Origin of the sequence: Paenibacillus sp. OT2-17 (genome assembly GCF_009827695.1) — a bacterium.
Taxonomy (GTDB): Bacteria; Bacillota; Bacilli; order Paenibacillales; family Paenibacillaceae; genus Paenibacillus; species Paenibacillus polymyxa_B.
Genome location: NZ_WUDQ01000094.1, coordinates 1 through 11319, shown reverse-complemented (window position 1 = coordinate 11319; position 11319 = coordinate 1). Strand labels below are relative to the sequence as shown.

The 11319-nt window shown below is 35.5% G+C and carries 14 protein-coding genes; 2 read left to right on the top strand and 12 right to left on the bottom strand.

The window, feature by feature from the left end:
• From GRP75_RS13080 to GRP75_RS13030, 11 genes are all read right to left on the bottom strand, one after another.
• The coding region (locus tag GRP75_RS13080; protein WP_160789516.1) for an ABC transporter substrate-binding protein at window positions 1-716 on the bottom strand (716 nt) is incomplete at its 3' end.
• Window positions 717-856: 140 nt separating this feature from the next.
• Entirely contained in the window at window positions 857-1033 is a 177-nt protein-coding gene (locus tag GRP75_RS13075; protein ID WP_155990473.1) for a hypothetical protein, read from the bottom strand.
• A 489-nt stretch (window positions 1034-1522) separates the two neighbouring features.
• Window positions 1523-2056, bottom strand: coding sequence for a YfiT family bacillithiol transferase (locus tag GRP75_RS13070; RefSeq protein WP_160789515.1), 534 nt, complete (start codon window positions 2054-2056; stop codon window positions 1523-1525).
• Between the two features lie 193 nt (window positions 2057-2249).
• The gene (locus GRP75_RS13065) at window positions 2250-2780 is read right to left on the bottom strand and encodes a hypothetical protein (protein WP_160789514.1); all 531 of its coding nucleotides are present in this window, start codon (window positions 2778-2780) and stop codon (window positions 2250-2252) included.
• Between the two features lie 161 nt (window positions 2781-2941).
• On the bottom strand, window positions 2942-3478 hold the full coding sequence (locus tag GRP75_RS13060) for a restriction endonuclease (protein WP_160789513.1): 537 nt from the start codon (window positions 3476-3478) through the stop codon (window positions 2942-2944).
• Complete coding sequence (locus GRP75_RS13055; protein ID WP_160789512.1) at window positions 3478-4371, bottom strand: TIR domain-containing protein; 894 nt, start codon at window positions 4369-4371, stop codon at window positions 3478-3480. Before GRP75_RS13055 ends, GRP75_RS13060 begins: the two co-directional genes overlap by 1 nt.
• Window positions 4372-4561: 190 nt before the next feature.
• Complete coding sequence (locus GRP75_RS13050) at window positions 4562-5056, bottom strand: hypothetical protein (RefSeq protein WP_160789511.1); 495 nt, start codon at window positions 5054-5056, stop codon at window positions 4562-4564.
• A gap of 222 nt (window positions 5057-5278) precedes the next feature.
• Complete coding sequence (locus GRP75_RS13045) at window positions 5279-6052, bottom strand: hypothetical protein (protein ID WP_160789510.1); 774 nt, start codon at window positions 6050-6052, stop codon at window positions 5279-5281.
• Window positions 6053-6216: 164 nt separating this feature from the next.
• Window positions 6217-7500 (bottom strand): hypothetical protein, encoded by a 1284-nt coding sequence (locus tag GRP75_RS13040; RefSeq protein ID WP_076264723.1) that lies wholly within the window; start codon window positions 7498-7500, stop codon window positions 6217-6219.
• Window positions 7501-7708: 208 nt separating this feature from the next.
• A complete protein-coding gene (locus GRP75_RS13035) occupies window positions 7709-8302 on the bottom strand; it encodes a hypothetical protein (RefSeq protein WP_160789509.1) in 594 nt (197 codons plus the stop codon).
• Between the two features lie 173 nt (window positions 8303-8475).
• Window positions 8476-8700 carry a helix-turn-helix domain-containing protein gene (locus tag GRP75_RS13030; RefSeq protein WP_160789508.1) on the bottom strand — a complete coding sequence of 75 codons (225 nt, stop codon included), beginning with the start codon at window positions 8698-8700 and terminating at the stop codon, window positions 8476-8478.
• A gap of 153 nt (window positions 8701-8853) precedes the next feature.
• Here GRP75_RS13030 and GRP75_RS13025 point away from each other — a divergent pair, with 153 nt between their 5' ends.
• Window positions 8854-9141 (top strand): DUF6809 family protein, encoded by a 288-nt coding sequence (locus tag GRP75_RS13025; protein WP_007431381.1) that lies wholly within the window; start codon window positions 8854-8856, stop codon window positions 9139-9141.
• Between the two features lie 485 nt (window positions 9142-9626).
• The gene (locus GRP75_RS13020; RefSeq protein ID WP_076264725.1) at window positions 9627-10058 is read left to right on the top strand and encodes a hypothetical protein; all 432 of its coding nucleotides are present in this window, start codon (window positions 9627-9629) and stop codon (window positions 10056-10058) included.
• Window positions 10059-10487: 429 nt separating this feature from the next.
• On the opposite strand, the gene GRP75_RS13015 is transcribed toward GRP75_RS13020, so the two are convergent.
• On the bottom strand, window positions 10488-11319 hold an 832-nt coding region (locus tag GRP75_RS13015; protein WP_160789507.1), incomplete at its 5' end, for a 3'-5' exonuclease.

Genomic DNA, 11319 nt, shown 5'->3' with positions numbered 1-11319 from the left:
TCAAGACCATGAACACGTATGCCTTCTTTTCTCGGACGAATAAGTGCTACCGTTTCCTCTCCCAACTTCTCCGACAGCTTCTCCTTCAGTCCTGCAATTTTGTCCTCATAAGCCTTACGCACAGTTTCTGCCTCTGCCTGCTTACCTGTGATCGCAGCCACTGTAGCTAACGTATCTCGCCAATCCTCGTAGAAGTCAAGTACGATTGTGGGTGCTATTTTGCTTACATTCTCATACTCTTTCTCTTGAAAATCAGTCATTAAAATAAGATCCGGGTCCAATGCTACAATCGCTTCCAGGTTGGGCTTGTCCCGTGTACCTAAAACCCGTACGTCACCCGGCTTATCGCCTAAATATTCTGGAAATGTGGTATTGCCTTCAGCGATAACACTGCCTGCCGGCTGCTCGCCAATGGCCAGCAATTGATCCAGAAATTTGACATCAAGCACAGCAATTTTCTTTGGTTTCTCGTTAAGCGTATACTGACCCTTCATATGCGAGATCGTAACCGGGAAGGCTCCGGCAGTCTGAGACGCTCCATTCGAAGGCGTGTCCGTTGGAGTTGTAGCAGACTCATTGCCGCCATTTGTACCTGCTCCGGCACCGCAAGCCGTCAGTACAAGAACAAGGGCCAGCAACCAACCCATTAAAAATCGTGATTTATGGTTAGCATGTGCCATGCTTCCGGCAGCTTGCCTCTTTGTTCCTTTATTCATGCTGAATCCTCCTTATGTATGATAATGATTTTCATTATCGAAATATAAGGCGAGTATAATATATCTCCACATCGCGTTACCATGTACTTTTGCGACATTTCAGCCGGACTAATGCGACATGTAAACCGCTTACCCAGCTTTTAATTTTTCTGCAAATATACAATTGCAATTTGTAAATGTCCGAGTATGGAATATAAACTCCCGTATTCGAAAGCTTCTCCATATATATCTTCATTTACAATTCTATCAGCTCTTTTACTAATTACTGCATAATCATCGTCTAATGTATCAAGCCAACAAAACCAAGAATCTCCCATTTTTTCTTTCCATTCATTTGGGAGTTCCGTTATTTCTAATCTAGCAACAACTATTTGATCTTCATTTTCTTCAAAAGAATATTTTTCTTTTCATTGATTTCTACCTCTTGCGTCAATGTACATTCCATATCCATTTGTTCCATTGAAACTACAACAAAGGTTTGTATGATAAATTTGTGGGTACTCTTCATTAAATTCTGAATGTGGAAACTCATAAAATGTTCCTTTGGATTCATAAGCCATTTTCGATGAAACATCTATCTTTAATACCCTTTCATCCGCAGATATTTCTATAACATTTTGCTTTCTCCTTTTATCAAGTATTTCCTATAACGTTCTTGTATTTATGAACCCGTTAGGGGGTGTCTGCTGAAATTCCTCTCCGACACCCTTCTCACAGACCCAGGCTCCAAAGGAGCCGCTGCTTGAATATTATGTTATGTGATGCCACATCTTCTTCAAACTTTCTACCTACAATTACCCTCTTTCTTATATGTCTTTCCATTTCTCTCTTCTTATTAGGTTTTCGATTTGGGATGCATGGTGTTTGTTATGCCAAATAAATCTTTGTATAGCTGTCTCTAATGTAATTATTCCTAATACTTCAGTTTGTATAGTCCGTTTATAGTCTTCTATACTAAGTTCATTCAGCAACACCAAAAAGCGATGATGCAATACTTCAATAAGTGATAGCGAATTCTCTACGGGCAACTTCTTGTAATCAATTAATTCTCCCCAAAGATCTTCTCTATATGTATTTGCTAATGGATTATTTTCAGTTAATCCTCTTTTAAATCTCAGGTACGCATTCATATCATTATCAGCTAAGTGATGTATGACCTGCCTTACTGTCCAACCGTTCGGCCGATACGGAGTCTCCAATTGGTATTGTTCGAGACCAATCAGCAATGTATTTAATCGCTTAATTAGTTCAGGAATTTGTTTAATAAGATTTATTATTTCATCATTTGAAAGATTGTTTTTGGGTTGAAATTGACCAATCGGATATTTGATTTGATCCATTGTATTTCTCCTCTCTTCTTTAGAATTGCAATAATTACGCATAACGTTCCTGTATTCATGAACCCCAAAGGGGTTGGCTGCTGAAATCCCTCTTCGTAATCCACCTCGCAGACCCAGGCTCTACAGGAGCGCAGCATGAATATTATGTTAGATGATTGTTACCATCTTCTATGAAATATCTACAGTCCTTAATTCAGCTTCCATTATTGCAAAGTATACATCCATGGCAATTTAAATAGATATCGTGCTTTTCGCATTTAGGGTATCCTCTTGGGATTGTAGGGTTATCATCACCTTCTTCAATTTCTGTCCATTCTCTATAATTGTCCATGTCAACATCTTCTTTATTGAATGCTTTAACCATTAAGCCAAATTGATTCAAACAATTAACAACCCAATCTTGACGTGGTTTGTAGCTTAATTTCTCCCAACCTAAGCCATCTACTGCATTTGAAATAGTATCTAGTACAAAATCTTTCTCACTTTCAAAAGAGTCTATAGTCCAAGGCATTTCATCAATATCAAAACCAACTGTTCCTATTCCAACTACAGACTGATCCCTTTGTGCTAGCCAAATAATCATTTCTTTTTCTCGATTCGTTTTAGCTAGTATTGATCCACTAATAGCTAAAACTTCAATAAACACTGAAGTTAATCCATTTGACATACCTATAGGTTCAACTATATCATTTAATTCTTTTGGTAATGAAATTGTGTTTGCCATGCTGTCCTCCAATACTTTGCTACCTAGTTTAAACGTTCCTGTATTCACGACCCAGCGCATGCTGGGTGTCCGGCGTATGCCGGACCGAGGGCGTATGCCCGATGCGTGAATATTATGTTACATAAAGTTCTTGCAATTAATATTTTTTTTATAATTAACAATCATTGAAAAGCTACTCCTGCAACTGCAAGTTCACATAACTTTTCTTTAATTATCTTTATTAATTCTTCAGTAGATACAAGTGCTTCAATTTCAGATCTTTTTATGATTATTATTCGTCTACCATTACTCAAGTGTCTAGCAACAATGTTATGCGCACGATTAATTTCATGAGGGTTTCCTGTAATTCCGTTTGCAGCAATCAATATACCAAAGTCTAATCCTCTACTTTCTAACTTCTCAGCAAACCAGCTAACCTCACTACTTGATACAGAAGCACTCCAATTTTTGCATTCTACTAATATTATATTAGGCAAGAAAGAAAAACCTTTTTTAACTTTTTCATTCCACAAAGCAATATCAATCTCTTCAGTATCGAATGCATTCATTGTATTTCTCTTCGCAATTGAAATGCCTGGAACTTTTTCGAAGAGGTAACAAGATAAATCCTCTAGTGTTTTCCCTTTATCCGCTGTAGATTGAGCGTTGTCAGATCTTAAAAAGAAGTGATCTATTCGTGGCTTGGAGTAAAGAGCCATTACCTGATCTCCTTCCCATGTGCCATTACATTTCTTTTATGAATAATAGTTTTGGTTATACTTCCGTTACTTTCTACATCAGATAAAAAATCTTCCAAGTCAATTCTAAGCACCAGAGGACTTAAAGAAGAGCCTAAAGAAAATCTTTTTCCCGACTTGTCTAAATATAAAAGTAAACCTACTTTACTTTTTGTTGTTCCTAAAAATTTCTGTAATAAATACTCTCCGTTTTGAAGCATATCTGGTGTAATATTTCCATACTTAGCCTCAATCAAGACAGGGTTTCCTGAAATAAAATTCATATCGTCAAGCCATAACGCAAAATCTACACCTTCGCCTTGCTCAACCATTTTTGATGTGGTTCTTAAGGAATCAAATATTCCGGCTATATAGTTTTCAAGATCTAAAGCTGTTCCGTTTTTTCTTATCTCTTCCAATTGCGCTTTCCATTCACTAGGCAAATTTAGCGATGCATCATTTGAATATTTTTTTCTTTTTTTACTGAATTTCGATTTTCTTTTGCTTTGGCTTTTCAACAACTGTTTAAATACGAAATCTATATTCTCTTCATCTTCTAAACTAGCCTTGACATATAAAAAATCATTTAAAAAGCTAGGATACATGTTTATATCCTTTGATAAAACAATAAAAATAGGTTTATTTAAACCATTTGCCATACCTATCTCAAAAAAAACGTTAGGTGAGAGATTAGTTACTATTGCAACAAAAATATCACATGCTTGAATCTTGTTATGAATTCCTTCTAACACCATATCTTCTATTGATACATCAAAAGCATCAACAGGATTTACATCATTTAGCAGCAATATTTCTCTTATTTTGTCACTAAGAGGTTTCCCTTCTTCTACATCATAACTAATAAAACAATGCATAAATTTTATCTCCTTGATATGTTTTAGGAATTGTATTTCATGTAACGTTCCTGTATTCACGACACCCAGCGTATGCTGGGTGTGTCCGACTGTTCCTGCCTCCCAGGAATCCATCTGCCGGACCGAGGGCGCATGCCCAAAGCGTGAATATTATGTTAAGTTGAAGTTACCGATCTTTTTGAAATTCTATCTAAGTACTTATTATCTTTACATACGTCCTTGCTGAATCAGACTCAGCCTCAATATTTTTATCATTTGTTTTATTCTCACTTATTTCTAGCCCATTAAAACGTGCGTTTTCTTTGTACCATTCAATTAATTCAATTAGTGGTATACTTTGTTCTACCACACTCGTATCTTCATAGTAAGAAGCTAATGTAATTATAAATGTCGGCGCCAGAGCGTCGGCACTTAAGTAAAATACAAATTCCTTATCTGTATAATGCTTTTTAAGATATAACTCTACTTCTTTCTCAAGAAAAGAAAACGCTTCTAATAATTTATCTGATGGTACTCTATCCTTATTTATAAGCCTATTAAATCCATGAATATAAATAAAATTATGGCTTTCTTCAATGCCAATTAACTTAGGATCATTTGAAAATAAAAAAACTGGCGAAGTTATTATTTTAGTGATTTCTCGGTATGCCTTCTCAGCATGTTTTTTTAAGTAATCTAGAATCAAGTTCTTACCCTCTCTTTGGTAATTTCACTTAACGTCCTGTATCCACGATGTCCCACCGACTTAAGCGACCAACGGGAGCGGCCGCGATGCGGTTAGTCGGTGCGGATGTGTACGTTAATATGCTTCCCTGCCGATCGCTTCTGGCGGACCAAGGAGCCAAAAGGCTCCGAAGCGTGGATATGATGTTATCTGAAGGTCATTCTTCTTTGAGTAATCCAGACTCTAATCTTCTATCGGAAACCAGTGTTTATGAAAATCATCAATTTCTTCAATAAATAATTTAGCTTCCCCAAAACCATTTGGAAAGTTAATATTGTCAATATCCATATTTACAAAATAATCTATTACTAAGAATCCAGATTTAATTATTCTGAAGATAGACTCATTGAAAAAGCTCTTGTAAATTGATTCATCACGACGTTTAATTTCAAATGTTTTCTGGTGAATTAATTTATTGCGAATATCTTCGAGTTTTTTGAAATCTGACCAAAATTTATTATTACAAGGATCACTACATTGTAATATGTTGGGGAGAATGTATCTGAGTTTATCTGTTGTTTTCATCCATCGTTCGATTGCAGCTTTATCCCAGATTTCCTTAATACCTTTATTATTTTTGATTTCATAACCAAACTCTTCTGGGATAGCGACATTTGCGAATGCTTCTACTGCCGTGTACGAGAATATAATTCCTACTTCCAGATGTTCAAAATAATCAAATAGACTGACTGTTTCAGAGTCGTTGAATTTAACTTCTTTATTTTTTATTTTAGATTTAATCAAGGAATCAAAAATACTATTCGCTAAGTCTGTTTCTTTCATCGCTTTACTTAAACATATTGCAATGTTATTAGGGCTTGTAAATTCAACTCTTTTCCCATCAAGAATAAAAGATTCAACATCTTGCATAATAATTAATCTATCATCGTTTTCAGCTTTCACCCCTACTTTCCTATACGTTCTTAAATCTTCAATTATTATTTCATTCTCCTTCACACATACTCACCCTCTTAAAATATCTCTTTGCACTTTCAGATAACGTTCCTGTATTCACGACCTCAGCGAATGCTGAGGTGTCCGGCTCCTGCCGGACCCAGGGCGTATGCCCGCAGCGTGAATATTATGTTACATGAAGTATCTACATCACTGAAATACTCGAGTTATTCTAAAATCTTTACTAATCTTTCAAAGCTTTCTTTAATAATGCCAAAATGTTCTTCAACATTTCTTTGATAAACCTTTTCTCTTTTTTCCTTAATATCATCAGTAAAATGAATTTCAATATTACATTTATGCTCCTCAAAGTAATCACTGGTATTAACAACAGGAAGAGGTATAAATAGATCCCCTTTTTTATCAAATATCACTCCTTTCACTTTAAACAAACTCAATAGCTGTCTTAAATTAAAATCATTAGTTAAAAAAAACGGAATGAAAAAACGACCTTCTCCCCCTCGCTTAAGAAAATACTCCATAATACGTGGGACTGAAAAATCCCAGGCTATATTTTCGATCTGGCGAAATAATTTTTCAGTCTTCATACCTTTATTAAATTTATTGAGCATATTAACGTTTTTTGAATTCATAAAATACTTGTGTGCTACAATAAATTCTCTTTCATAATAAATTCCTAGCTCATCATTGATAAACTTAAATAAATTGTCTAATTTCTTTGGAACACCTGCTTTATTTTCGAATTTATTAATCAAGATACCAATGAGTAATAGGATCATGCACTGATGAAGATTCTTAAATATACTCATCATTCCTTCAATGCTACTGGCATTAAATGTTCCATTAAAAATTTGATCGGCAAGAAGAAAAGCCTCTGTTTCAGTAATTGTATAAGAGATGATGCCTTTCTCTATATACTTTTGTTGATCAATACTTTTAAAAAGCTCTAGACTAACCAAATTCCTATACAACTTTGCTCTTTTATCTTTTCTGATAGATTCATCTTCTACCCCTTCTAATTTGAAGGAGTTTTTATAATTTTCAATCATATAAAATAAATAGTCGTAATTGTACCCTCCCCGAATAAGTACATCTATAACTTGAAATACCTCGTTATTCATTGTTGACCATTCATTATTTCTGACAAAATTATCAATGTAACTGGCATAGTTAGTATCTAACATTATTGAATAATCTACTTTGAATGTTGTATCAGCACTCCCATTCATAATCATTTCCCTGTTTAATTCATTCTCTATGAAGTACAATTTATCAGTTGAAAAATAAGGAATGAAATGGCTATTCTCAGATTCAATAAGTTTCTTTATGCCATTTGGATAACCACTTCTGTGATAATTATCTAGCGAAACGATAGCACTTGTATCATTAGAATTCCCCATAATTGCCCAAGCTTCAAACAGCTCTTTCGGCTCGGTCGCTTGAGAAAGTACATACAAACCTTCTTTAAAATTTTTACTAGTCCTAACCATAAAGGTTCCCTCCCAAACTAAAATAGGTGCCTAAATATTCTTTATAGATATTTCATGTAACGTTCTTGTATTCACGAATCCGAGGGGTTTAAGGGCGTTTGCGCCCGGGTCGTAGACTTAGCCTCGCAGGATTGTCTGTCTGAGTTCACTTCCTTGTATTAGCTACTGGCAGACCAAGGATCGTATGGCCCGCTGCTTAAATACGGTGTTATACGCCGTGTTTCTCTTCGTCGATATACCCTTCAATTGTCTCTTTAGATCTTCTAACTTTTACACTTGTTCTATCGAATTGAATAGAGATAATATCGTCTTTAACTATATCATCTATCATTTCAACAATAATTCCATAATCTATATGATAAAGATGTTTATCTTTATCAAAATCAGAATTTATAAATACTCCAGTATACTCCATTCCATTTTCTTCATCAAACGTTGGAAAGAAAATAAAACTATGTATAAATGAATTGCACATTTGTTTAATTGTAAGTGAACTGTTTAAACAATTCATTAAATCGTAGAATTCACCGTAATCAATAAAATTTAGCAAATCTATTTTTTTCTCATTTTGTATTCTTTGATATTTTCCACACTTGTAATTTTTAGAAAGTAATTCATCACTTAACTTTCCATTTTCAACAAGTTTTCTAATAATAAAACTGCAAAGAAAATGAAACTTCTCAAGCCCCATTACAAAGTGTTCAGTATCATATTTTGAGAATTTTATTTGTTTGAGATATTTTTTGAAATTTCTCAATTCCTTAATTAATTCCGCTTTCCAAATGTGGGAGTTCCAAATCATCTCACAATCTCCTTTATTAATTCTTTAGAAACATGGCGTATAACGTTTCTGTATTCATGAACCCCGAAGGGGTTGTCTGCTGAAAATTCCTCCCCGAAATCCATCCGCAGACCAAGGCTCCGAAGGAGCCCGCTGCTTGAATATTATGTTATACGACGGATTCAGTGCCCTCACTATTGATTATCTCCAGGTAGATATTCAATCAAATCAGATAATTTACAGTTAAATGTATCGCAAAGCTTGAATAAAGTCTCCAGCTTTGTTGTTTCTATATTCGTTTCCCTATATAGCTTATTAATTGAATTCCGACTCAATCCCGATTTCGCCATCAGTTCTGTTATATCATCTATTCGATGTTCTGCCATGAGTTCCCTTATATTGCACTTGATTGCGGTCATCTTTTCCCCTCCATAATTCTATCTTATCTCCCATATCAGTAATCATCAACGAAAAGCAAAGTTTTAACTCTACAAAGTCAAATATTCACCTTGTAATTAACCCTGTAAAGTTATATAATAACTCTATAAAGTTAATTAAAGGAGGAACAATATATGATTAATGCATTAGAATCATTGACAGAGCCACTTATAAGAATACGTTTAGAATTACTCTTTGCTGAGCTTCTGGAGTACCATACGGAGTACAATCAGCTTTCTTCGGAGACAGATCGATACTTTAGAACGCTTCGCGAAGCGTTACCCGATCAACTTCAACATACGGTTTTTCTGTACGAAGATGCTCAAATTTCTCTCCAATCCATCTTAGAAAGAAGCATCTACATACAAGGTTTCAAAGACGCTCTACAACTCTTTAGTGAATTGAAAAATTCTAACATCTAGAGGATCATATGATCCTCTTTTCTATTGTTTTTGATTCTGTCGTATAACGTTCCTGTATTCACGACTCAGCGTATGCTGGGTGTCCGGCGACTGCCGGATCAAGGACTAATGTCCGCAGCGTGAATATTATGTTAGGTGATATTCCTATTTGATAAAACAATAAATTTCACATAAAATTCTAGAAGAAATCAGACTCACTACCATACTTTCCTTCAAACTTATAATGTATTTTAAAGACTTTTTTATTGTATTTTATTATATTTTTTGTATATTTTAACTACAATTAATTGTTTCTACTTAAGATTTCACTGTGTCTTTTTTCATTTCATCAAGTTCCACGTTACTGAGATTTTCCCTAATTCATTTCAGAACTTTTATTACCTCAGTCGCTCAATGTTTTCAAAATACATATATTATTTATAGTTATTAGTATGTTGTTGAATTTGTGAGTTTTTGAATCTTTTTGTTTACATACCGGAATTCTTGTGCGAGAAAGTGTACGGAAGCGTCTCAGCAAAAGGCCGTCTCTTGCCGCCACGGGCGTTCTATACACCTTTTTCCGTCAGATTAACCTTCCTGATAACACGCTCAAACGCTGGTTTTACACTGATACAACTTTGCCTTCGAATTGGATCTCAAAGCGTGTTGGCGACGAAGACATTGCGCGCGAAGGCTGCATCTACGGGATCTGTATCCTTGATCTGAACACTCGTCAGGTACTCGGCCTTTGCGAAGGACGAAAAGAATCCGATATTCTCGGATTTTTACAACGCACGGTGCCAAAAGCCTGTGTTATGGCAGCGTCTACGATGAGCAAAGCGATTCACGTGTTGAGCCTGTATCATCGAATCCCGTTACACAAATTCGATGATACAGCGATGAAAAACGACAGTCTTGAGCTGCAGCGTGCACAGTGAGCCTTTTCGCATTCGCTACGACTGCTGAGCGTCTATCCAGCGCGACTCACAAACGAAGTATGGCAGGAAGTGCGCGAGCATCTGCAAGTCGACAAAATGCTGAAAATTCAACATTAGGTGCTGTAGCATTTTCTATATGTCCTGAAAGTGTAACGTTTACGGTGGCGTAAAAGCGATTTGAAGCCTCGATGAAGCGGTTTGCTTTTCAACACGGTAAGTCGTTTGTCCAAAATACTTAAAGCGCGGAAAGAAGACATTTCGGCTGCTGCTCGTGGAATCTAATGGCCTCTTGGAAGTAATGCGACAGTCAAGCTGCTGAATCGCCGAGCTTATAGCTATCGGAACATAGCTCATTTCATGCAACGAATTCAGTTTGAAAACGGCTCGATTTTGGTCAAGAACAACCCATAGAGAAAAATCTATTTATCACTAATTTTGCAAATACAAACAGGTCTGTTCGTTTCCAACTATTATTAATATTGACTTTGCCCTACTTAATCCTACATATAGTTGCTCTCTTTGTTCTTTAAGAATAATAGAATCTAATCCCCATAAAAAAACGACGTCAGACTCTAATCCCTTAAATTTATTTACCGTTGTTACTACTATCGTACTCTTATTCCTTTGCTCAATATCCGTATACTGATAACCTTTAGGAAGTAGGCTTGTTTTCAGGGTATCAAAATACTCCTTTTGATGTAGGGCATCGACAATTAGCACCGTAATTTGGTTGGGTTCTATCTGTTCATCCAAAATTAATTTTTGAATTTTAGAATGTATTTTCACCGCTTGCTTCTTAGAATTTTGGGTAATTATATACTCTATATCTTCGCCATTAATATTGGAATGGTCAATTGGGTCACCTTTGTAATGTCTATATGATATCTCGTGTACTTGCACTGTATTTCTACAGTTTTTTAAAAGGGGGAAAGTTTCATCTTCAGATACTGGAAATGTACTCACCCTAGAATATAAGTTTTGATTATCATCATAAAAAATATAAAATGGAGTTTTGTTTTCATCAGCTAGCAATAACTCAAGCGGTGCCCAATATTCTTCTCTAAAATCTTGGCCTTCATCACATACTATTGCGTCGTATCTTTCAGTAATATAATCTAATGAGAATAAAGCAGCACAAGGAAGTTGTACATCATAGAGATCTTCACCAGGATAAGTCTTCTGGGCATCCAACAATATATCATTACCTTTTACCGAACTCGCCTCTTTAATTTTTGAGTAACATAGCTGATGAAAACTCATA